This window comes from Bdellovibrio sp. HCB2-146 (assembly GCF_047345725.1).
Lineage (GTDB): Bacteria > Bdellovibrionota > Bdellovibrionia > Bdellovibrionales > Bdellovibrionaceae > Bdellovibrio.
Map to the genome: position 1 here is coordinate 685371 of NZ_JBLEQP010000002.1, position 23535 is coordinate 708905.

Genomic DNA, 23535 nt, shown 5'->3' on the forward strand with positions numbered 1-23535 from the left:
GTTACATTTTGTCTTTAAGCATCCTTAAAGGAAAAGGCCACCACATGATTTGGGAACAAAGTCAGCGTGAGCACGTTTTGCAAACTGCATAAGGATATGATCGGAAGCGCCAAGCTTCGCAAGGCCGTCAAAGACAACTCGCCAAAAACCTTCAGTCGGTAGATCCAATCTTAACAAACGCAATGAAAGGCTGTCGTTCTTGTAGTAAAAAACCTGTCCCGGAACTGAAAACGAAGCACTGATTCCCAAACCGTACCGGCCTTCACCACTCGCTGTCCAAAAAGGCACATAGATTGGATTATAAATCTCGCTACGTTCGCGAAGAAAAAGATTCGATTTTTGACGCATTTTTTTTCCGAAGCGGAATCCAGGAGCGGGGTTTGAATCAAACTGCAGTCCCGTTAATAATTTTGCGCCACCAAAGATCACAAATCCTGACTTAATTTTTTCTACCGTTCCATTAATAGTTAAAAACAAAACATCTGACTCAACATTGTAACCAATGTTCAACCCAAATCCGATTGCTCCGCCGATATGCAGCTTATTGGGAACTCCAATAAATACACCAGCCGCTGGATTCACGACCAAAGATACTTCTTTGGCATCCGCGACCTTTCGAGCTTCATTCCAAAGTTTCGCATTCAGTCCATTTAATACATTCTCGACAGAGGTACGGCCGATTTCACGTAAACTTCCTTCGGCCTTTTGGCCTTTTTTAAAAATGCCTAAGATCTTGTTCTTAGTGACGATGGCAGCTCCCATCATCAATGCATTCTTGTCTAGAACTGCAGCGAATTTGTTTAACAGTCCCAGACGAATCTTATGAAACTTTTCTCTTTTTTCTAGATCCAACTCGTAATACAGAGCTCGGGCTTCTTGGGGGATTAAATCGGCCCTTAATGTATAAGAATGGCCCGCCTTGCGGATCATGTGTTCGTCGGAGAGTTCGTAGCTAGGTTTGGTTACAGTCTCCAAAAACTCCCATTCACGAACATCCCAAACAAGATCGGTCTCCAATGGAATCTCTTCCGCAAAAAGCTTCGGCGAAAATAACAGCCCGAGGCACAATGATAGCACCAAAATCACCGCAAATGAATTTTTGCATTTTTGTATTTCCATTAAATGACAGAAAAGCAAAACTAAGGCCCTTCTCTTCTTATATATAGAGAAGATGGCAACAAGAATGAATCGCGAGAAGCACTTCTCGTAAATCATCTGTCGAAACTTTGTACACAGGAAAAAATCAAAAGTGACGCCGTAAATCGTCATCGTTAGCGAAAAACTACAATGGCGTAATGTCCAGTCTCATTTTAATCCATCTGACGATGGCGCGGGCGTTGCTCATTGGACTTACCGAATTCATAGGAGGATTTATGGAATTCTTTCTTTCGTTAGCTCGTGGTTTCACTTCAACTGATGCAATTTGGATGTGGGCTATTTTGGCCGCTCAAATCGTATCAATCGCTATTATCGTTGAACGCGTTGTAGCTTTATTCGTGAACCGTAAGATCAACCAAAAAGACTTGTCTAAGACAATCGCGGAAGACATCCGTTCTGGTAACTTAGATAAAGCTCTTCGTCGCTCTATGCAATTGAGCGCAAAAGAACCTCTCGGTGCCGTAGCATCTGCAGGGATCCAAGCAGCTATCGACTTGGGTGGTAAAGAAGAAATTCAACTTAAAATGGATGAATTGTTGCTTGAAGAAACATCACGCGTAGAAAAGCGCATTGGCTTCTTGGCGATGTTTGCCAACGTAGCGACTTTGATCGGTCTTTTGGGTACGATCACAGGTTTGATCCACTCTTTCGCGGGTATCTCAAATGCAAACCCGGTTGAAAAAGCGGCGATCCTTTCAAAAGGTATCTCTTTGGCGATGAATACAACAGCTTACGGCTTGTTGGTCGCAGTTCCAGCTTTGATCATGTACGCAGTTTTGCAAAACCGTGCAACTCGTTTGACAGATGATTTGAACAAAGCGGCTTTGAACTTGTTCATCCAATTGGGTTTCCACTACGAGCCCGTTTCAGACAAGAAACAAAAAGCGTAATTGTTTTAATTGAACGTATTGTCGGACCAAAGCTCCGAGGTGACTTATGATGAGTAGCAATAACAACAACGGTAAAGATTTAAATTTTGATATCAACATCCTCCCGATTCTCGATATTTTGTCGGTGTTGATTTGCTTTCTTCTTCTCACTGCGGTCTTCGTCCAAATCGGTACGATCGACACGCGCCAGGCAATCGCCGATAACTCGGTTTCTGGTGAAAAGAATCCTCCTTCTTTGTGGCTCACAGTTAAATCCGATGGTGGTTTGACTTTGAGCCTTCGTGACCTTCCGGGTGCGAAAAAGTTCGAAGAGTCTATTTCTCGTTCCGCTAAAGGTGTGAACTGGGAAAACTTAGAAGCTCGTCTTCAAGCTCTTCGTAACAAATGGCCTGACTTAAAAACAGGCGTTGTCCTTCCAGAAGCACAGAGTTCTTACGGCGATGTGATTCGTGTGATGGATAAACTTAAACAATTCAATTTTGAGGGAGTGGGAATCTCCCCTCTTGGGTAGGACTTATGCTGAGAAAATCTTTCGTTGATCATTCTCAAAGAAGATCGCCTCTCAAAGAAATGCTTCGTTTGAAAGGTGGCAGTAAAAAGGGCGGCATGAGCCGTGACCTGGCTATTGCTTTGCCTTTGACATCTTTGATTGATGCTTTTTCTATTATTGTTATTTATCTTTTGATCGGAACTCAAGGCGGCGGTATCGAATCTAAAATCCCAACGAAGTTCAATCTTCCGATGGCAGATTTTAGCCAAAGCTTGCAAGAAGAAGCTCCGATTCTTCGCATTGAAAAAGGAACTTACTTCCTTAATGACGAACCTGTTTCATTGAACCGCTTGGCTGAAAAAATTCAGGCCATCAAAAACAACGCGAAAAAAGCGTTGATGGTTCAAGCTGACACAGAAATGAAATACGCAGACCTGGATCCTCTTCTGAAAATTGGAGCTCAGGCCGGCATTGAGCAACTTAAATTTGCAGTGGTGCCATCACGATGAAACCTTCAATCAACCTTCTTATTCAAGTCGTCCTTTTATCAGCTGTAAGCGCTCAACCCGCTTTGGCTGATAAAATGAGTTCTTCAACACAAGATCTTGTGATCGACAAGATGGAGCGTGCTATTTCTACGCTCGACAAGAAGGATGCGTCTTTTGCTCCAAGCCAAAAGCGCTATGCTGACCTTTTAGCCGAGCGCGCCCGTAGCCGCTTTATGCAGGAAATCGAAGCAAACTGCGACGGCTGCAAAGGTTCAAAAGACGATCGCAAAAAAGCAACTGCGATCTATGAGCAAATCTATTCACAAATCGACGTAAATGAACAATCTAGTATCTTGTTCCAACTTGCTCACTTGTATGAAATGGGCGGTAATACGGATAAGTCGATTGAACTTTTTGAAAAGCTTTTGAAAGAAGCTCGTTCAAAAAAACTTTCTCCAGAAATCAAATCGAAAGCTCAAGCTTCATTGGCCGACCTTTATTTCCAAAAAGGAAAATTTAAAGAAGCTCATGAACAATACGCTCAAGCTTTGAAAGATCCAAAACTCGATAACAGAGCTCTTGTGATCTATAATATGGCTTGGTGTGAATTTAACACTGGTAAACTGCAAAGCTCTATTAACACTCTTGAAAAACTTTTGGCGCAACCTGAATCTATCACTCGTGATTCAGAAAATGGCTCTGTGTACGATTCTGGTTTCCACGCCGACATCATGCGTGACTTGGCGACGTTCTATACTCGTCAACAAATTAGCGCCAAGAACATCAGTACTTATGTTTCTTTAGCACCGAATGATCAAAAGAAAGATTTGATCTTCCACTTTGCTCAAGAAGCGGACCGTATCGGTCAAAAAAATGCCGCTTACGATATTTTGAATAAATACTTGGAACAACCAGGTCTTTCCAAAGCAGAACGCTTAGAAGCCTTCGTGCGCTTGGCTCAAGTGAATTTTGACCGTGGTCAAACGGCGCAATCAAATAAAGACTTTGCTTTAGCAGCCGCTTCTTTCAAAGACAGCGAATGCGAAGACGCAAAGAAGTGTGAAGAGTTGCAAAAAACGATGAAACGTTATGTAACGGAACTTCACCGTTCTAAAAAGGTCAACCCAGACCAATCTTTGGTAAATGCCTATATCATCTATAGCAACACATTCCCGCAAGACAAAGAAATGACTTTGCGTGGAGCTTCTTTGGCTCTTGAACTTAAAAAGCACAAGCTCGCAATGGAACTATATAGAACCATCTCCGACAGCCGTGCTTACAGTGATAAGGACCGTGTTGAAGCTTTGAATGCTGAAATCTCGGCGGCCGAAGAATCCGGCGATCCAGCTTTGAAACAACAAGCTTATGCCCATTACCTTGCTTTAAATAAAAAAGGCGATAAGAGCTTTGAAGTTCGTTATCAAGCTGCTTACCTCACTTATCAAAACAAAAACTTTAAGTCAGCAGCAACTGAGTTTAACACTCTTGCTAATGACGAAAGCGGTTCTCTTGAACTTCGTAAGAAATCAGCAGACCTTGCCTTGGACAGCTTGACTGTTCTTAAGAACGACGAGCAAATCGAAGAATGGGCTTTGGAATATGCTCAAGTCTTTAAGGGCTCACAAAACGAATTCCGCACAATCGCACGCAAATCCGTTTTGAACCAAACAGCTGCTGTTGCGAACAATAAAGAATCAAGCAAGTCAGACTATCAAAAAGCGTTGAAGAAACTTTCTCGCGTGGATTTGACGGGGGCACCTGCTTCAGAAAAAATCTCTTTCTATACAAACCAAAGTATCTTGGCTGATAAGCTGAATGATGAACAAGCTTACATCCAATCCTTGCAGTTGCTTTTGGCAATGAAAGAATTGTCAGCAGAAAAAAGATCACAAGTTTCTGAACAACTTGTGGGTTTCTATGAAAAGCATTTGGATTTCAACAACGCTTACAAAGCGGCTTTGAATTTGAAAGTGGGCAAAACCTCTCCGCAGGAATTCGAATTCAAGTTGGGAACTTTGGCAGATCTAGCGAATATCAATGCAGCTCCGCACTACCGGAAAGCATTGGCGTTGGGACTTAAGGGTTCTCGTGCTTTGGTTGTGCGTTCGCGCTTGGTTTTGATCTCTGCCAACCCGGTTAAAGAACTTAAAGCGCAAGTTGCAGACTTAAAAGGCAACCCAAGTCTTTTGAACGAAACTGTTCTCTTTGTGATTGCCAAAACAGGTTCGACTGCTGGACTTGATAAAATTCTTGCGTCAAAAGAGCTTCGCAACCGCTCTGCGGCTCAATGGGTGCAACGTCAACAGTTCAATAAAAAGTTGATGTCTTATAAAACTCAGATCCAAAAAATGGAGCTTTTCACACGTTCTGACAAAGGTCTCCAAAAAACAATTCAAGCCCGCATGAGTGCATTGGCAAAAGCCGATGTTCTTTTAGCCGAAGCTCTGCGCAGCAAAGACATCACGGGTCAGATGCTCACATTGGATTTGATTGGTCAAGAAAACGAACGCTTCGTTCGTAACTTGGCAGGCCTTCCAGTACCAAAAGGCCTCAATGCACAAGAGCAACAACAGTATTTGGGAATTTTAAAGGCCAAATCAAAACCGTTCTTCTTGAAAGCGAAAACGGCTCAGCAACAATTGGCAAACCTTTGGGAAAACTCTCAAGCTCTTTCTCAGTTGATCAATGATTACCGCATTGCTCGTCCTGAAATCCGTAAACTTTTGAATAACGACCTCGCCGCCCTTCAACAGGTGTCCGGTAAAGGTCGCTTGAAAGAGACTTTGGAGAACGCGGTTTCAGGATCACAAATTTCGGCACGAGATCTTCTCTCTGCCCGTCAATCTGTGTCTGAAAATCCGAACGACGTCGCTGAAATTGAAAAATTGAAAATCCTAGAGACAAAACTCGGTCATCCACTGATGCCGACTTATCTCGAAGCGCGTTTAAACCACTTACAGAGAGGAAAACGCCTATGAAAAAGCAGAATTTTTTGGCCTCCCTTTTGCTATCTACAATCGTAGCTGTCATCGCTCTTGACGCAGCTTACGCCGGCACGGAACAGAAAAAAGCTCTGAAGCCTAGCCGCCAAGCAAAATTGGGGACTTCCTTTAAGTTTGATGGTCGTGCTCTTAGAGGTAAATACCAAAGTGCTTTGGGAACGCGAGCAAAGGTTGAGAACGATAAATCGTTGGATGATCTTTTAAACGGCAGAATGCAGTTTGAAGACCGTATCCAACAAGACAGTGAAAAGAACTAGGACGGGTTATGGGTACAGCGAAACTTTTAATTCTAGAAAATAAATTAGGCCAGAAGGTTCGCACGTTCTCTGTGGAGTCGGAGACTCTTCACATCGTGTATTTAAAAGAATCTCGTCGTATTGAAGCTTTCGCAAGCCTTCAAGAACTTGACGAAAATGAAGTGGCTTACAAGCTGATCAAAAAAATCAACTTGAACAATATGGACGAGGAAGATGCGACAATCCTAGAGGGATTGGGTAGCATCCGTCTTTACCCGGCTGCTAAGGTTGTGCAAAGTCCAAGCTATGAACTTCCCCAAGAAGATGATGAAGAACAACTTAAAACCTTCATCCAAAAATCTTCTTTGGTTCATTTATTGGCAGTTTTCTCTTTGATCATGGCTTCTTGGATTGTGGCGACTTACTTCACTAAAAAAGAAGAAACTCCCCTTGTTACAATCGTCATTCCACAAGAAACGCCAAAAACTGTTGTAGAGAAACGTGAGCCGCGTCCAACAGTTAAAGTTTCTGAAAAGAAAATCAAGCAAACGAAAAAAATCGTTAAAATGAAAGCCGTTCCCAAGCACAAGCCTCTTGTGAAGCAACCAAAAATTGCTTTCAAAAAATCTGTGAACGTTCAACGTATGGGTGCATTGGCAGCTTTAGGTGGCGTTCCGAATGGAAAACGTGGCTACGAAGGTCTTGATACTCAATCGATGAAAAACATCCGTTCAGCAGGTCGCGGCAATGGCGGTGGTGGTTTCGGAGCTTCTGGACAAGGTGGCATGAAAGGTTACCTTCCGGGAAGTGGCTTGATCGCAGGTACCTCTGGTAGCGGTGGTCGTGCCGAAAGCGCCGGCGGATACGGTACAAAAGGTGTTGGCGGCGGCAAAGCAGGCTACGGAAAAATCTCGTTGGTTGGCGGCACTTCAGGTATGAGCTTGCCACTTGATGATGAAGCTTCTGTTGAAGGTGGTTTGGATAAAGACCAAATCGCAGCTGTGATCAACCGTCACCAAGGTCAAATCGTTTATTGTTATGAAAAAGGTCTACAAGCACAACCGTCTATCGGTGGTCGCGTAGCCGTTGATTTCGTTATCGGCCCTAACGGCAGAATCACAAAAGCAAAGGTCGCTCAATCCTCTTTAGGATCTCGTTATGTTGAAAATTGCATGATTGAGCGCATGAAGTCCTGGCAATTCCCACGTCCAGTGGGCAATGTCAGCGTCGACGTGTTGTACCCATTTGAGTTGACTCGCGTGAGCAGCCGATAATCAGGAGGAATGCGAATATGAAAAAGCAATCACTCATTATAGCAGTTACAGCACTCAGCCTTCTCAACGTTCGTTGCAGCGATTGGGGTAAAGAACCAGCTGATGGTTTTGACCAATTGAATGAAAGAGCTCGCACAGAGCAGCAACAACTTGAGTTTGAAAAAGCTCATCCTCCGGTGAAACCAGCTCCTGAAAAAGTCGTTGTGCGCGATGAGAAGCTGGTGAAATACGAAGTCACTAAAATCAGTGCTTCTGACGTTGTGATCGCTCCTGACGCTCAAATCGACTTTGTCGAAGGTAAAACTTCTACTTTCAAAGTTCGCGTAAGCACAACACTTCCGGGTTTGAACTTGGAATTGAAGCAAGATGGTCTTCCGCAAGGCGCAAGCTTTGAGAAGTCACAAAAAGAAAAAGACGTTTACCTCATCACATGGAATCCGCCTTACAGCCTTTCATCTGATGACGATAAACTTTATGATACGTTCACTGTTAAGTTCACTGCTGAAGTTTTGAAATCTTCAGATCCAGCAATGGCAGCGAAGGTTCAAGGCCTTGCGTTTGAAAAAGAAACGAAAATCACTCTTCGTAAGAGCCAAGAAGCGCCTAAAGATGTTAAAATCGTCGGTTTGAGCAACGAAATTGAAGAAGGTCAAATCACGACTTTCAAAGTCACAGCAGTTGTTCCTGGTTACACAGATAAATCAGCTAAAAAACCTCGTTTGGATTACTACTATGACGGCGTTTCTGTGACGAACGGTAACAAGTTCCAAGAATCTAACGGTGCTCTTTATATCGTTTCAGATCTTGCGCAAAAAGATGCCAAGTATTTGGGTAATTCAACTTGGGAATTCTCTAAAAAATTCGACACAGCCTACATCCCTGTTCAACCACAGTTGGGTTTGGATGGAAAAGCAATCGCGAATGCTGACGGGGTTCGCGTGCGTGTGAGTTTTAAAGTTGTTAACGGTGCGGGTCTTTCTGCTCCAGAAATCACAAAACAAATCAAAATTCGCTATAAAAAGACAGCTGCACCGGCAGCTCCTGCGCAACCAGCTACTGAGGAGAAAGCGCCATGAAACAATTGAGCACTCTCATTATTTTTGCTTTGTTGGTCCAAGTGACAGCCGCTCAAGCTCAGTCTTCTAAGTACTCTGCTCGCTCTGCTAAACCAGTGGCTACGCAAAAAAATATCGCAAACGACATCGATGATCTTGGCGGCAACCAGGAACTCGTCGATATGGCGCAAAGAATGAAATCAACAACTCGCAGCCGTATCGTGCAAGAGCGTATCGTGGATCGCCGCAACAAAGTTGAGTTCGGTGTTGGTTACGGCGCTGCTTTCGGTGGCGACGCTTACCTTGAAACTCACTCTTTGTCTTTGGCGTTGGACTACCACATCACTCCTCGTTGGTCCGTGGGTGCACGTTACTTGGATTTCAGCAACAGCTTGAATCCTGAAGGTCAACGCGTAATCAAAAAAGCTCAAGAAGACCAAGCAGCTGGTCAAAAATCTTACTTCCCTGGTATCGACTACCCAGAGTCAGCAACTTTCGCAGTTGTGAACTGGTACCCGATCTATGGTAAAACAAGTTTCTTGGATATTGGTGTGACTCAATTTGACCTCTACTTCCTAGCAGGAGCGGGTCAAATCCAACTTTCCAGCGGTTCAACAGCTCTTTACACAGGTGGCTTGGGCGTTGGCGCTTGGATCACTCGTCACGTTACGGCTCGCGCAGAAATGCGCTATCAAAACTATAAAGACAATCCAGCTTCAGGTTCTCGTTCTCTTGACACTTGGACTGGCAGCTTTGGTTTGGGATGGATTTTATGAGTCTTCGCCTTTTCGTCTTTGCCTTTATCTGCGTGAGTGCATTGGGCTATCAAACAGCCTATGCGCAAGCTGCATTTTCAGTGGCAAACTGGAAAAAAGACTTCAAAACGTCTTTAAAGGCCCAAGATAATACAAAACTATTAGAACTCGTTGACGTTGTCGCTCTTGAGAAAAAAGCGATTCCAGCTTGCTCAGACTGCGAAGTTAAAGAAAATCTTAAAAAAGCTCGTACTCAATTTGCTCAGGGCAAATATGAAGAAGCTCTTGCAACATACCAATTGATTCCAAAAGGAAACGACATGTGGTTGCAAGCAGTTGAGGAAAAAGGCTGGGCGCAATACCGTTTGGGTTCTCCGGAAAAAGCGATGGCTCAAGCAAAAACCTTGTTAAGCCCGGCGTTTGCTGAGACGGTTTCCTCTGAAGCCTATTTCTTGCAATCCCTTTCACAGCTTAAAATCTGTGATTACAAAGGTGTTTTCGAAACACATGAGCTTTTCAAAAAGAAACAAAAAGAACATATCGTCAAGATCCAAGACCTTTCTATGAAAGGCTTGAATAGCGACGTGATCAAAGTTGTTTCTAAAGCCAATGAGTTTCCTTTGAAATTGAAAGCATTGGGAGAAGAAGCCTTATCACTTCCTGCTCTCTTCCACAAAGACCGTGAACTTCAAGCGCACATCTTGAAGCACAATGTCTCTGCGGCGGCTTTAGATGTTTTGAAAAATGCTGAAACGACAACTCTTTCAGCTCGTTTGCAGGCTTCATTTGAGAAAATGAACAGCCAAGCCGTTGCAGGAATCGAAGCGCGCGTGCAAAAACTGGCACAAGAAGAGACAGCGGCAAATAAGAAAATCATCAATAAAATGAATCTTGTTGAAGTTGAAGCGATTCAACGTATGCACTCGGACCTCGCATTGGCTGATGAGGCCTACAGCAACGGTCAGTTTAAAAATGTTGGCGCCGACGAATTAGTTTTTAAAGATGACGGTCGTCCTTGGATCGATGAACTCGATAAGTTCGAAGTTATCTCGAAAGCCTGCCCTTCTAACTTAAGGAGGAAAATGTGAGAGCACTCATTATCGCATCTATTTATCTAGGAGCTTTCTTCCTTCTGAGCGCTTGCGCGCAGGAGTCTGGCAGCCTTTACTCTCAAGATCCACAACCGGTTCCGCCTCCAGTGGTGATTCCAGAAGGAACGAAAGTTCCGACACAACAGTTCGGCTGGATTACGAACGACGGTGGAGAGTCTGAAGTCGACTTCAACCCGCGCGTCGATATTCTGTTTGTGATCGATAACTCGGACAGTATGGCTGCGACTCAAGACAGCCTTGTGAAAAACATCAACCGTTTCACATCGGGTATCGTTTCTAACAAAGTTATCGACTACCACATCGGTGTTATTTCAACTTGGGATAACTCTGAAAACTTCGCGAAACTGAAAAAAGACACTTACGGCATTGGTGAGCTTCGCGCTGCCAAGAATGCTCAAGGTGTTGAACAGTCCAAACGCTTTATCGACCGCTCGGATAGCCCTCAAGCATTGGCTGCTACGCTTAAAATCGGCATCGCTCCCCTTGTTCAAGGCGGTCCAGAGAATGAAGAATTCTTTGCTCCTCTTTTAGCAGCGATCGAAAAATCGGGCCGTGGCGCTGCAAACGAAGAGTTCTTCCGTGAAGACGCTCAACTGGTTGTCGTGTTCGTAACAGACGCAGATGACTACAATAAGAACAACATTTCTCACGAACAAGTGGCTCAAGCACTCGTTGATTTCAAAAAAGACCCTAAGAAAGTATCTGTGTATGGTGCGCTTGTCGGAGCGAAAGATCCAGATACGAAAAAAGACTGGGCTCTTCGTATTCATCCGAAATACAACGAGCAGTGTTTTAACTTTGATGCTAAAGGCAAAGCAACGAACAACGGGACTTGCACAGGTTTCGGTCCTGAAAAAATCGAAAGCTTGATCTACAAAGTGAACAAGCAAACAGGCATGACAGACGCTCAAATCCGCAATCAATATGTGATGAGCATCTTGAGTCCGAAATTTGGTGATGAGCTGGGCCGTTTGGGCGACGATATTAAAAAGAAAATCCTTGAGAAAGAGATCTTCTTGTCGCAATCCCCTCGTTTCGACGAAAAGACTCAGCAATATCAAATTGTCGTTCGTTACGGAAAACCAGATGTTTTGGCTAAAGGAAAAGGTCAAATCATCCCGATGGACAAACAAAAAGGCTGGAGCTTCACACCGCCAAATATCGTGAAGATCTCAGGCAACCTCAAAGCCTACGAAGAAGGCGCTAAATTCGCAGTCGACTTCGTCCCAGTGAATCTCAACTTCCCAGCTGAATAAAATAAAAAAACTCCTGAAGAAACCTTCAGGAGTTTTTACGTTTTCGCGGATCGCTCAAGGCAACGAAGTCAGTTGGCCGCTTTTCAGCGGGCCTTGGGCTTAAAGATCACGACTTTATCGGGTTCGCTGACCAATACCAATTCGCCTTCTGGCCCCACGGTGACACCTTCATATTGTTCAACTACCGTTGGAAGGTCTAGAGTTTTTACTACGACCCCACCCTGAGTCACTTCCATTAAACGGGAAGATTCATGACTGAGGATGATCACGTGGCCCGTTTTCTCATCAAAAGTACAACCCGCTAAATCGCTCATCACGTGTTTAAAGATCTTATCCACGTTGAACGGTTCGAAGTATTTCAGATTACGATGGCTAAAAACATCCTTAGAATCCGCAGGACGTGGAATCATAAAAACACGCTTGGGACGATCTTCTTGAACCGCATAGAACGTTCCATTCGCCCCGACTTTGGGAGCAAAACACAGCCCTTCAATACCCTTATTGTCCTTACGAGGAGCCGGCAATTGCAATGCCTGGACATCGTCACGCTTTGGTGAAACATCGACTGACGTTTGCCCTGCTTTCAGAGTGAAAATCAGGATCAAATTGTTTTCCATATTGATGGCAAATTGATCTTTTCCTAGGTAGGCAATGTCCTCTGTGTCTTTATCTGGAAGGTTCACTAACTTGATTGTTCTCAAAGATTTAGTGAACGTTTTGTCATACTCAACAATTTGATAAGAATTGTTCTGAATCACGAAGTAAGTTTGGGTGTCGAAGTTATAAACGACACCGGAAAGATTTCCTGCTGCTTCCTTCACAGATAGCACCTGATCGGGCTTAACAAATTGTTCTAAAAAGGTTTTTTCCGAAACTTGTGCGTGCGCCGCGACTCCACACAGTAACGCTCCAACTACACTAACAGATCGAAAAGACACGAACATATGAAATCCTCCAAAATGATCCCAAAGAAGCAGACACTCCAATAAGCATACCAAGATCAAGTGGTGCGAAATATCAAAATTTTCTCGGCACGTCGCTTGCTAGACTTGAGATCGGTTCATTTAATCACCAAAACTATTAGGAGAATTGGTATGAAAAATTTGCTTGTGTCTCTGGGACTCTCTTTATTCGCAAGTATCACTTTCGCGCAATCAATGGAGTGGACTGAAATTGAACAAGTTCGCATCACTGATCGTAAAACTGCAGTTGCAATTAAAAATTGTAAACTCAGACGCGCAGCTGACTTCCGTTGTAATGACGGCAAGAACTATAAATGCGGAGCTTGCTCTGAAGTATCTCACTCTGATGAGTCAATCTACGTAGTTTACCAATTGCTTGCTAATGGTGGTCGCGGTGGCCGTGATGACCGTGGTGGTTGGGGACGTGACGATCGCTGGGATCGCGATGACCGTGGCGGCTGGGGACGTGACGATCGCTGGGGTCGCGATGACCGCGGTGGTTGGGGACGTGACGATCGTGGTGGCTGGGGACGTGGTCGTGATGACCGTGGTGGCTGGGGACGTGACGATCGCGGACGTGGACCTCGTGCTCCAGAACGTCGTTATGAAGAAACAAAACACTTCCGCCATGACAAAACGGCGCAAGCTTACGCAGAGTGTGTTCGCCAACGTGCTTCGAACCCACAATGTTCTTCACAAAACTTCGAATGTACTCCTTGTACAGTTGAGAGCCACACAGACCACTCTCAATACGAAATCTACAGAATCGTAAGATAGTTAATATCGAGCCTCATTTCGTTTGGGATGAGGCTCGTTCCATTCACACCAGTTTTGTTCGGGCACGATTCGCCCTTCTTCGATAAAATCCAAAACTTCCACCATTGCCTGTCCAACGCCTGCTGCTGATGCAGGATTTTGTCCTGTCACCAATCTTCCGCTTTTCACCACATGGGCCGTAAACTTTGGCGCAGATGTATGAATAGCCCCTCGTTCTTTGAGCTTGGTTTCGAGTAAAAACGGCACAGCTTGTTCCATCCCGACGACTTCTTCTTCGTCATTCGTGAATGATGAAACTTCGTGGCCTCGCACCAGATAGCTTCCATCAGACAGTCGCACGTTCACCAGAGCTGCGGATCCGTGGCAAACCGCTCCGACAACACCATTGTTTTCAAAAACTTCAGCAGCGAGTTTTTGCAGTTGCAGATTTTCCGGAAAGTCGAACATGGTTCCATGGCCACCAGCAAAGTAGATCGCACAGTAATCCCGGGCTTGAACTTGCCAAGGGCGCATGGTGTTTTCAATTTTGGAGAGAAATTCTTCATCATTCATCCAAATGGCATTTAAGGGGTCATCCATCTTTACGCCATCCAATGGAACTTGCCCCCCATGAGGACTGATCATATCCACGTCATATCCACCGCGAATGACTTCATCATAGGCGTGGGTGATTTCGGCGAGGTAGGCTCCTGTTTTATGACCGGTATCACCAAGCTTGTCTTGGCTTGTCAGCACGAAAAGAACTTTTCTAGAGCGCATCGAAAACCTCCCTTAGGCTCTAGGTTCCGCGAGGCTTTTTGTAAACTCAATAGAGCAAAAGTCCTTCTGCAAATCTACAGAGCAATCCCCTTGCCAAAGGGCGAGTGAATAGCTAGCTTGGGCGCAATGAAACTGCTTTACCAAGACGAACATTTTGTGGCTGTCCACAAGCCCTCGGGATATCACGTTCACCCTCCCGAAGATCCGCGCATCAAAGTCGCAAAAGATCATATTTGTCTCTATCGTGTGCGCGATATGATGAAGCAGTATGTGTATCCAGTTCACCGTTTGGATGCAGCTACCAGTGGCGTGCTTTTATTTGCCCTCTCCTCGGAAGCGGCCTCAAAGCTTTGCCATCTTTTTGCGCAAGGTGAAACTGAGAAGGTGTATCACGCTGTGGCTCGAGGTTGGACGCCGCAAGAAGGGCGCATTGATTTGCCGCTAGAGTTAGATTCCACCGGAGTTCCCGTCCCGGCTAGCACCTTGTATCAACGCTTGGGCACCATTGAATTCCCCGTGCCGGTTGGCAAAAAATTTAAAAGCGCTCGGTACTCTCTTTTGGAAGTTCGCCCCCTGACGGGACGCTACCATCAGATCCGCCGCCACTTTAATCGCATCTCACACCCTCTTTTGGGTGATGCCTATCATGGGGATTCGCATCACAACCGCTTCTTTCGAGAGACTGTCGGGATTCCCGGCCTCTGCTTACGTGCGAGCAAATTGAAAATTACTCATCCTTGGAGTGGTGCCGAGGTTGCTCTGTTGGCTCCTGAATGTGAAAAATGGGATAAAATCCAAGAACTCTTTGCCTCTCAGAGGGAACAGGCGTAGAAAAAGCACCGATTTTTAGAGGTCTTTTTCCATGACAAGAACACAAGCGCTTCACAAGCTTTTGATTGTGACTGGTTTGCTCTTTATCTTGCTTGTTGCGATTCAATCGCACGCGGGCGGCACTCAACATCATCAAATCGAAGTCGAACTTTTGCCGGGTCTTAAAATGCTCAAAGCGCAAGACACTTTGACGTTTCCTGAAGGCACGCCACGCAAATTGAGTTTTTTATTGCACAAAGAATTGCAAGTGACTGTGATCGGCAGTGATGACCACATCGTGCTTTTGCACGCAGGAACCAAAGAAGAACCTTACTCTGAGTACGGCTTAACTTTGGGTGCAAAAGACAACAAAGTGATTTTAAATTTCTTCGGCATTATTCATGATCCGGTTGTGAACGAAATGAGCCGTGGTTTGATTGCTCCAGAAGGCGCCACACTTTTTGGAACGACTTACTGGTATCCGGTATTCCTAGGACAAATGAAAAGTTTTGACGTCACAGTTAAAACACCAGAATCGTGGATGTCCTTGGTACAAGGGCAATTGATCAGCACAGGTATTCAAAACAAACTTCGCGTGTCGCGCTTTTCTGAGATCTATCCGCAAGAAGAAATCTATTTGGTAGCGGGGCCCTTCTTCTCTTACGAAAAAACTTTGGGCAACGGTAAAAAGTTGCAGGTTCTTTTGCGTAAAGATGAGCCCTCACTGGCGCAGAGTTTTTTAAATACGATGCCGGAATATGTCCAACACTACAGCGATATGATCGCTCCCTACCCGTACTCCCAATTCACTGTGGTTGAAAACTTTTGGGAGACTGGTTATGGCATGCCGTCGTTCACTCTTTTGGGCCCGACTGTCGTGCGTCTGCCATTTATTTTGAACTCTTCTTTGCCTCACGAAATTCTGCACAACTGGTGGGGCAATAGTGTTTATGTAGATTATGATCGCGGCAATTGGAGCGAGGGCCTTACAACTTACATGGCTGATTACTGGCAGCAAGAAAAAGTCGGCAATGACCGTGGTTATCGCTTGAATTCTTTGATGTCGTTTTCAGATTTCGTGACGGCGTCTCCAGAGAAAGACTTTCCGTTGCGCAACTTCCGTGGACGTCACAATTCAAGTTCGCAAGCTGTGGGTTATTCCAAGTCCATGATGCTCTTTCACATGCTAGAATTCCGCTTGGGGAAAGAAACTTTCCGCAAAGCCATTCAAGATTTCTATCAGAAAAACTTGTTCCAAGCTGTGTCGTTTACAGAAGTTCAAAAAAGCTTTGAATCGGTGACGAACCAAGATCTAGAGGGCTTCTTTACGCAGTGGTTGGATCGAACAGGCGCTCCACAATTAGCTTTGAATGATGTGCGTGTGATGCATTGGTTGGATGGCTCATTTAGTTCGACTTATTCCCTTTCTCAAGCAGGTGCAGACGTTTACGATCTAGTGGTGCCGGTTATTTGGAAGCTTGAAAATGGCGAAGTCGTTCGTCAAATCGCCCGCCTCACAGAAAAATCGCAAGTGTTCTCTTTAGTGAGTCGCTCACGTCCTGTGCATGTGGCAGTTGATCCAGACTTTCACATTTTCCGTTCCCTCTATGCCGAAGAACGTCCCGCGACTTTATCTTCGGTCTTAGGCAGCTCTTTGGTTCATTTCTATATGGATACAAACTCTGTCGAGAACGGCCAATTTGCGGCGAAATGGATTCAATCCATTGAAGGCAAAAAAGAAATTCATAACAGCACTGGCAGCTTCGATATTCCAACAGAAGGTGCTTTGGTTTTGATTGGTGATGGCTTTGCGGAGTTTATGAAACAACAATTAGTTGATCAGAATTTCGCCGTTGATGCACAAAAAATCCAATTGGAAGGCCAAGAGTTTAATTTGCCCGAAGTAAGCACAGTGGTTGTCACTCGTCTCAAAAGCAATCCAACACAAACTGTTGTTTGGATTCGTTGGGCCCGCGATAATAATCCTGCCGAATGGGCGGGGCGCCTGACTCACTACGGAAGTTTCGGCGTGTTGGTGTTTAAGTCCCGTCCTGTGGTTTACAAATCCACGTGGCCTGTGACGAGTTCACCTTTGCAACGTAAGCTTTAGTCACTTTTCAAGGACCCCATAGCTCAACAGGATAGAGCTACGGTTTCCTAAACCGTCGATCCCCGTTCGAGTCGGGGTGGGGTCACTTCACACCTAGCAATGGTGTAATCCAAAAAAGGCTTCTAAATGCTGTACGCCTATTGTAAAAATGGACAGTGGCGTTGAAAAAGCATGAAAATCTATTCGGAGAAATCACAGAGACCAGTGAAATGGTTCAAGCCACTTTGAATTTCGATTGGGCAAAAACCGAATTAGGTCCGATTGAAAACTGGGATTTTGGCCTTATCAATTCTCTGCGCATTGTTTTCAACTGCCCGGTGGGAATGTATTGTACTTGGGGCCCACAACGAAGAGTTTTCTATAACGATGCTTACGTTCCAATCTTGCAACATCGTCATCCAAGAGCATTGGGATCGCGCCTTGATGAAGTGTGGCCCGAAGTGTGGGATCAAGTTTTAGCCATCGTCAGCAAAGTCGAATCTGGTGGAACCGTTCTCGAATCTGACGTGCAGTTTGACATCGAAGTTAAAGATGGCAACACGCGTGGAAATTACTATACCTACGGTAATTCTCCCCTATTCAATGCCGATGGAAAAATTTCGGGAATGCTTTGTACGATTCTCGAAACGACAACGTCAGTGCTGAGAACTCGTGCGGCCTTGCAAGCTGCAAAAGATGCAGCTGAGCATTCTAACCGCGCAAAATCGGCTTTCTTAGCAAATATGTCCCATGAAATTCGCACGCCCCTGGGAGTGATTCTTGGTTTTGCAGAATTGATGGGCACTGAGGAACTTGAACGCGAAGAGAGAGAAAAATATCTGGATGTCATTTCTCGCAATGGCAAATCGCTCACTCGAATTATTGACGACATTTTGGACTTATCAAAAATCGAGGCCGGAAAATTCGAAACTGAAATGGCGCCGGTGAAAATTCAAAATTTGCTTCAAGAAGTCGTTACAATGTTCATTGATCCTGCCGCTGAAAAAAATATTCAATTAGATTATTCATTGGCCGAGATCAAAGATTTGGTGGTTGTGACAGATGCGGTTCGGGTTCGCCAAGTTTTAATAAACCTAATTGGGAATGCGATCAAGTTCACATCGGAAGGTTCGGTGAAAATTTCCTGCAAGATCGAAAAGCGAACCCAGACTCGCAACAAAATATTTTTTACAATTCAAGACACTGGCATCGGGATGACTGCGGAGCAGACGGAGCGTCTGTTCCAGCCGTTCACCCAAGCGGATGTCACATCCACGCGTCGTTTTGGCGGCACGGGGCTTGGCCTTGCACTCTCGCGAAACTTGGCTCACGCTTTAGACGGCGATGTTAGAATCGTTCACTGTGAGCCGGAAAAGGGTTGCATCTTTGAGTTTTCATTTCAAGCTGAAGATGCCAACCCAGTTGCGGTCGTTCCTTTGCCTGAGGCTCCGACCGAAGAGGTGCAAAATTCATTTGCAGGTTTCAGAGTCTTGGCTGTGGATGATTCTTCGGACAACCGAGAACTGATCAAAACAATTTTGAACAACTCAGGACTAGAGGTCACCGAAGTTGAAAGTGGCGAAGAAGCTCTGAAGCAAGCCTTCAAACAACACTATGATATTGTCTTGATGGATATACAGATGCCGGGACTGGATGGCTATGGCACTCTCACTGAACTTCGCAAGCGCGGATTTCAAGAGCCTATCATTGCTTTAACAGCTCACGCGATGAAAGAAGATAAAGAACGCACTTTAGCTGCAGGATTTGCAGATCATTTAACAAAGCCAATCAATTCAAAACTTTTGCTTCAAACCATCCAATCCTACCTTCATCACCCATAGACCTCGTTGGGTTTTTGCTTCTCGCCGTTCCCCCGTTGCAATTTCTGGGGACAAAAGAGCGCATTCTCCGCCTCTGAAAAATTAGTTCGACATTGAAGCTCCTTCCCGCAGGTGCAAAACGATACCGTTTTTAAAGGCCTTGTTTTTGCAGTCTGCTCGTTTTGGAAAAGGAGTCTCCCCATGAAAATGAAGATTCAATTACTGCTTCTCACACTTGGTGCATTCATCGCACTCCCTGCGATGGCCTCCAACGACCTTACCTGCCGTGCCGTTGACAGGGGTTCGGAAGAACATTGGTCGGGACATCGAAGCTGTGACGAGTGTTTGCGTGAGCACGGTCGTTGTGTTGAAACTTGCTCTCTTGATTTTGTCACTTGCGAAGCGACCGGCCGTAACTATCAAGGGCAAACTGTTTCTTTGAAAGGAACTGGCAGCAATCGATATGAAGCTGAAAGGAATGCTCGCGAATATTGCGAGCGCCATTTCACAAATTGTTCTATTTACTCCTGTTCAAATTCGTCAGAGCAAGTGTCTTCAAGAGAATGCATAAGATCTGAGAGTCCACTACCAACACCCGTACCGCGACCTCCAGAGGGACCTAAGCCTCCAGCGCCAAAACCACCAGCTCCAGCGCCAAAGCCACCAGCTCCAGCACCAAAGCCACCAGCTCCGGCACCAAAGCCACCAGCTCCGGCACCAAAGCCACCAGCTCCGGCACCAAAGCCACCAGCTCCGGCACCAAAGCCACCCGAGCCGAAGCCTCCGGGAGGAACCAAACCTCCTGAAGGAACGCCGCGACCTCCGGGACCTAAACCAGGAAATCCCGGTGCGCCTGGAAAACCCGGTGGCGGCAAACCAGGTCCAAGAAATCATTCTGATCAAGGTTCTATTCAGTTGAGAGGATTGAAATATGTTTAAACGAATTATCAAATTTAATATCGCACTCTCTTCGATACTTGTTGGCGCATCCGTTTCAGCGAAACCTGTCGTCACAAAAGATTGGTCTTTTGAAGATCTTGGCACTTCATGTGTCGTTTCAACGACTCGAATCGCCAACGGCCAACAATATATTTTTCAATTGAGCCTCGAGAAATCTGGGCTTTCCCCTGTGGAAGCTTGGATTCGCGAATTACCAAGTTCCGCAACAACAAAAGCCTTTCGTCTGACGACGGAAGTAAAACCCGTTCAGCAATTTGCCTTCCCTGCTCTCCGTGACTCGTCTGGAACAGTTTCGTTTTGGCAAATCCCAGGAAATACCAACAGCCTGATCTCATATATCAAAAGACAGACTCGTCTCGTGGTCCAAGCTTTAGATGCAAGTGGAACAGCTAAAAAAATTGACTTCTCACTCCGTGGCTCAAGTGACGCCGTTGATTCCTTAGCCGCAAAATGTGCAACGAACAAATCCTTGAGCAACGATTTCGAACTCAGTTTTGTTCCGGCGCAAGCCATCGGTGTCGATCCACTCAAAATCGATGAGACTGAAGCTGCAAACCTTCGTGCGATCTTTTTTAACGCTCTCCAGTTAAATGCTCAGAAGGCGGGGCTGCAAAGAGATATTGCTGTCTTGCAGGCGCAGTATGCGAAACACCTTCAAGAGCTCTCTTCTGTTACTGGCAATCTGGACAACCTCACGAAAAAGGAACTCGTGAATTTACAAATTCGCAAGTCCGAGCTCGAAACCCAAATTCAGTCACTGGATCAACGCATGCAAGATCTGCAGTACGCAATCGCTGTGAAAGAATCTGAAATCTCCATTGCCAATGCTGACTACGATACATCTTGGAAAGCCATTTCTCCTCACGTGCCGGAACACGATCGCCTGGCCGAAGCTGTTGCAATTTCAAAGCGCGAATTGCAAAAGAGCCAAGGGCGTCTGGGCGACCTCGAGCGTTCATTGACTGAAAAACGTGACACTGTCGCGTCTTATGAAAATGAAGTATTACGCCTGCGTTCTCAATTGCGTGATGTAGAAAGCGAGTTGTCACGTTCTCAATATGATGTCCAAGCGACAGATAATATCCTTCGTCGTTTTAATGACTACCGCGAAATTGAAGAGCGCCTTCGTAGCCATCCTGTGATGCGCTATTGCCGACACAATCGCATTAATACCTGCGACTATCTGGTTCGCCGTATTGAAGACGACGCCGACCGTGAAGTTAATAAAATACGTGGATATTTGACGGCGGACTTTAACTGGGCTCAAAACAACCTGACAAATCTCAACAACGTCATGAGCCAGTTAGATTCAAAAATCCGCAGTTACACAGACTACGAAATTCCAAGCCTGCGTTCACAGATCTCAGAACTTGTAGCCCAACGTCCTTCTTTGGAAAGTTCGGTCATTCGTTACCGCGATGACCTTTCCTCAAAGCAGGCAGCCTTACAATCTTTCGATCAAAGAGTTGGGTACGCTCAACTCAAAGCAGACCTGGATACAAAATCTGCTAAAGTGGTCGCACTTCGTAATGAACTCAGCGGCTTGGATCGTGACAAAAACAGCGCTCTGAAAAGTCGTAATCAAAAAGCACAAGAACTTGCAGCCACAGAAACTCGGTTACAAGAAGTCTTGACGAAGATTGCGGCCGGACAAGATCGTTCGTCGGAATTGAATAAGATCCTAACCCCGTACTTTGCAGAAAAATCTCGTCTTGAAAAAGAAGTGAGCGTTTCAGAAGCTGCGATTCAATCTAAAAAACAAGAATTCGCACAGGTTATTGTCGCTCCATAAAAATTTGATGGGAGCTTCCCTTAGCTCCCATCGTCCTCTTTCCTGGACCACACAGACGTTCGTAAATGTTCATTAAACTTCTTTTTATTACTCAAACATAACAAAAGTTCGACGTTCATTTGTTCGATAAACGATCATCTTTTTCAAGGAGAAACAAGATGAAGTTTAATACCAAGGTCATGATGAGCATTGCATTTGCTTGCGTGATTTGTACCGCAGCCGCCGTTTTTGTTTCATCAGCACAAATATCAGGACAAGGAGAAACTCAGCTGATTGAAAAATCAAAAGCTATTCTGTCGCGTCTTGAGGCCGTTCGCTCTTACATTGCCGCTCAAGGCGGTCTCGACGCCAGTATTGAAAAAGCAATCACGGAACATCCAGATGGCAATCTTCCGAAGGAAGCCAAGTTGACGATTCTAAAGCAAGTCCCTATTTTTGCAGCGATGAAAGTAGGCGCAGAGGGTGCAAAAGAAGAAGGCTACACCTTCCGTATCTTCTCTGACGAACCTCGAAATCCTGACAACCGTGCGACCACAGAAGAAATGGCGATTTTTAAAAGATTCGAAGCAGATCCAAAGCTTCAAGAGATCTTTACAACGACTGACACAGAGACCATTGTCTATCGTCCTGTTCGCTTGACCGCATCTCAAGGTTGCTTGAATTGCCACGGTGATCCGGCAAAATCCCCATGGAAAAATGGCAAAGACATTTTAGGCTATCAAATGGAAAACTGGGTGGATGGAAAACTCCACGGCGGATTTGCCGTGATCTCAAGCAAAGCCTCTATTAAAGCCGCCGCAACCGCCGCTATTTGGCGAATTGTTGGATGGTCTGTAGGTCTTTCAGTTTTCGCGATGGCATTGGCGTTCTTCTTCTTAAAAACACCGATGCGTGCGCTTTCAGGGATTGCGGAAAAACTTCAGGACACGGGAACGGGCGTGGCTCGCACGAGTGTTGAAATCACAAAATCATCCCAAGATCTGAATGGCGCGGCCGCAACTGCCGCCGCCTCGATTCAACAAACTACTTCCGCAACGGAACAAATGTCGAGCATGATCAAACTCAATGCAGAACATACCAACGAGGCACGCTCGCTTGCAGAAAGAGCTCAAAGCAAAGCTCGCAGCGGTAAGGACGAAGTCGAAAAACTCATCCTTTCTATGGACGAGATCGCCAAGAGTTCGAAAAAAATCGAAGAGATTATCTCGGTGATCGACGATATCGCCTTCCAAACAAATCTTTTGGCTCTCAATGCGGCGGTTGAGGCGGCACGCGCGGGCGAGCAAGGAAAAGGATTTGCAGTTGTGGCAGATGCTGTCCGTGCCCTGGCGCAACGAAGTGCCACTTCAGCAAAAGAAATTTCCGGATTGATTCAAGACAGTGTTACAAAAATTGAAAACGGCCATCAAGTCGTACAGGCCAGCGGTGTGATGTTAAATGAGATCGTTCAACAAATCGAAAAATTGACTTCATTGAATATCGAAATTTCCACGGCGAGCTCTGAACAGGCTCAAGGTGTAAATTCAATCAACGTGTCCTTAAACGATCTGGATCGAGTCACGCAAAACAACGCCTCAGCAGCCGGAGAATGTGCAAAAAATGCCGAAGGACTTTCTGCCCGTTCACGACAAATGCACGCGATGGTTCAAGAGTTAATTCAAATTGTCGAAGGCCGCACGATGGAGCAAAAAGGCTCGGCCGAACAAGCCATTCCATTTGACCAAGCCGGATAAACTAGAACCGCCCCGCTCCAACAAAGCGGGGTTTTTATTTTCAAAATGAGATCTGAAACAGCAAGAGAAGACGTGTCCAAGCTAACACCTATTGCATACTTCTTGTGCGCAGTTGAG

20 protein-coding genes and 1 tRNA gene are annotated in these 23535 nt (G+C 45.4%); 17 read left to right on the forward strand and 4 right to left on the reverse strand.

Going from position 1 to position 23535, the window contains the following annotated elements:
- Positions 1–24: 24 nt before the first annotated feature.
- Positions 25–1119, reverse strand: coding sequence for a hypothetical protein (locus tag ACLWOR_RS14230; protein WP_413941430.1), 1095 nt, complete (start codon positions 1117–1119; stop codon positions 25–27).
- 254 nt (positions 1120–1373) lie between these two features.
- Between ACLWOR_RS14230 and ACLWOR_RS14235 the strand changes: the two genes are divergently transcribed.
- From ACLWOR_RS14235 to ACLWOR_RS14280, 10 genes are read left to right on the forward strand one after another with little or no spacing between them, the layout of a single operon-like run.
- Positions 1374–2048 (forward strand): MotA/TolQ/ExbB proton channel family protein, encoded by a 675-nt coding sequence (locus ACLWOR_RS14235; RefSeq protein ID WP_413941432.1) that lies wholly within the window; start codon positions 1374–1376, stop codon positions 2046–2048.
- A 46-nt stretch (positions 2049–2094) separates the two neighbouring features.
- Positions 2095–2559: an ExbD/TolR family protein gene (locus ACLWOR_RS14240; RefSeq protein ID WP_413941433.1), complete on the forward strand. Its 465-nt coding sequence runs from the start codon at positions 2095–2097 to the stop codon at positions 2557–2559.
- 5 nt (positions 2560–2564) lie between these two features.
- Complete coding sequence (locus ACLWOR_RS14245; RefSeq protein WP_413941434.1) at positions 2565–3047, forward strand: ExbD/TolR family protein; 483 nt, start codon at positions 2565–2567, stop codon at positions 3045–3047.
- Positions 3044–6004 carry a tetratricopeptide repeat protein gene (locus ACLWOR_RS14250; protein WP_413941435.1) on the forward strand — a complete coding sequence of 987 codons (2961 nt, stop codon included), beginning with the start codon at positions 3044–3046 and terminating at the stop codon, positions 6002–6004. Before ACLWOR_RS14245 ends, ACLWOR_RS14250 begins: the two co-directional genes overlap by 4 nt.
- Complete coding sequence (locus ACLWOR_RS14255) at positions 6001–6285, forward strand: hypothetical protein (protein ID WP_413941436.1); 285 nt, start codon at positions 6001–6003, stop codon at positions 6283–6285. Before ACLWOR_RS14250 ends, ACLWOR_RS14255 begins: the two co-directional genes overlap by 4 nt.
- An 8-nt stretch (positions 6286–6293) precedes the next feature.
- Positions 6294–7538 (forward strand): TonB family protein, encoded by a 1245-nt coding sequence (locus ACLWOR_RS14260; protein ID WP_413941437.1) that lies wholly within the window; start codon positions 6294–6296, stop codon positions 7536–7538.
- A gap of 17 nt (positions 7539–7555) precedes the next feature.
- Positions 7556–8614 (forward strand): hypothetical protein, encoded by a 1059-nt coding sequence (locus ACLWOR_RS14265; protein ID WP_413941438.1) that lies wholly within the window; start codon positions 7556–7558, stop codon positions 8612–8614.
- Positions 8611–9369 carry an outer membrane beta-barrel domain-containing protein gene (locus tag ACLWOR_RS14270; protein WP_413941439.1) on the forward strand — a complete coding sequence of 253 codons (759 nt, stop codon included), beginning with the start codon at positions 8611–8613 and terminating at the stop codon, positions 9367–9369. The genes ACLWOR_RS14265 and ACLWOR_RS14270 overlap by 4 nt, the downstream gene beginning before the upstream one ends.
- The gene (locus ACLWOR_RS14275) at positions 9366–10436 is read left to right on the forward strand and encodes a hypothetical protein (RefSeq protein ID WP_413941440.1); all 1071 of its coding nucleotides are present in this window, start codon (positions 9366–9368) and stop codon (positions 10434–10436) included. The genes ACLWOR_RS14270 and ACLWOR_RS14275 overlap by 4 nt, the downstream gene beginning before the upstream one ends.
- Positions 10433–11716: a hypothetical protein gene (locus ACLWOR_RS14280; RefSeq protein WP_413941441.1), complete on the forward strand. Its 1284-nt coding sequence runs from the start codon at positions 10433–10435 to the stop codon at positions 11714–11716. The genes ACLWOR_RS14275 and ACLWOR_RS14280 overlap by 4 nt, the downstream gene beginning before the upstream one ends.
- Before the next feature lie 83 nt (positions 11717–11799).
- Here ACLWOR_RS14280 and ACLWOR_RS14285 read toward each other — a convergent pair whose 3' ends face one another.
- Positions 11800–12660 (reverse strand): SdiA-regulated domain-containing protein, encoded by an 861-nt coding sequence (locus ACLWOR_RS14285; protein ID WP_413941442.1) that lies wholly within the window; start codon positions 12658–12660, stop codon positions 11800–11802.
- A gap of 150 nt (positions 12661–12810) precedes the next feature.
- Between ACLWOR_RS14285 and ACLWOR_RS14290 the strand changes: the two genes are divergently transcribed.
- On the forward strand, positions 12811–13455 hold the full coding sequence (locus tag ACLWOR_RS14290) for a hypothetical protein (protein ID WP_413941443.1): 645 nt from the start codon (positions 12811–12813) through the stop codon (positions 13453–13455).
- On the opposite strand, the gene ACLWOR_RS14295 is transcribed toward ACLWOR_RS14290, so the two are convergent.
- On the reverse strand, positions 13456–14214 hold the full coding sequence (locus ACLWOR_RS14295; RefSeq protein WP_413941444.1) for a type 1 glutamine amidotransferase domain-containing protein: 759 nt from the start codon (positions 14212–14214) through the stop codon (positions 13456–13458).
- A gap of 126 nt (positions 14215–14340) precedes the next feature.
- Between ACLWOR_RS14295 and ACLWOR_RS14300 the strand changes: the two genes are divergently transcribed.
- From ACLWOR_RS14300 to ACLWOR_RS14315, 4 genes are all read left to right on the forward strand, one after another.
- The gene (locus ACLWOR_RS14300; protein ID WP_413941445.1) at positions 14341–15045 is read left to right on the forward strand and encodes a pseudouridine synthase; all 705 of its coding nucleotides are present in this window, start codon (positions 14341–14343) and stop codon (positions 15043–15045) included.
- A gap of 31 nt (positions 15046–15076) precedes the next feature.
- Positions 15077–17134, forward strand: a complete 2058-nt coding sequence (locus ACLWOR_RS14305) for a M1 family metallopeptidase (protein ID WP_413941446.1) — start codon at positions 15077–15079, stop codon at positions 17132–17134.
- Between the two features lie 12 nt (positions 17135–17146).
- A tRNA-Arg gene (locus ACLWOR_RS14310) sits at positions 17147–17219 on the forward strand.
- Positions 17220–17289: 70 nt separating this feature from the next.
- Positions 17290–18954: a response regulator gene (locus ACLWOR_RS14315; protein WP_413941448.1), complete on the forward strand. Its 1665-nt coding sequence runs from the start codon at positions 17290–17292 to the stop codon at positions 18952–18954.
- Between the two features lie 500 nt (positions 18955–19454).
- Here the strand turns inward: ACLWOR_RS14315 and ACLWOR_RS14320 are convergent, their stop codons facing one another.
- The gene (locus ACLWOR_RS14320) at positions 19455–19808 is read right to left on the reverse strand and encodes a hypothetical protein (RefSeq protein ID WP_413941449.1); all 354 of its coding nucleotides are present in this window, start codon (positions 19806–19808) and stop codon (positions 19455–19457) included.
- Positions 19809–19864: 56 nt separating this feature from the next.
- Between ACLWOR_RS14320 and ACLWOR_RS14325 the strand changes: the two genes are divergently transcribed.
- Together ACLWOR_RS14325 and ACLWOR_RS14330 are read left to right on the forward strand one after the other, a co-directional pair.
- Positions 19865–21685, forward strand: a complete 1821-nt coding sequence (locus ACLWOR_RS14325) for a hypothetical protein (RefSeq protein WP_413941450.1) — start codon at positions 19865–19867, stop codon at positions 21683–21685.
- Positions 21686–21843: 158 nt separating this feature from the next.
- The gene (locus ACLWOR_RS14330) at positions 21844–23418 is read left to right on the forward strand and encodes a methyl-accepting chemotaxis protein (RefSeq protein ID WP_413941451.1); all 1575 of its coding nucleotides are present in this window, start codon (positions 21844–21846) and stop codon (positions 23416–23418) included.
- Positions 23419–23535: the final 117 nt, after the last annotated feature.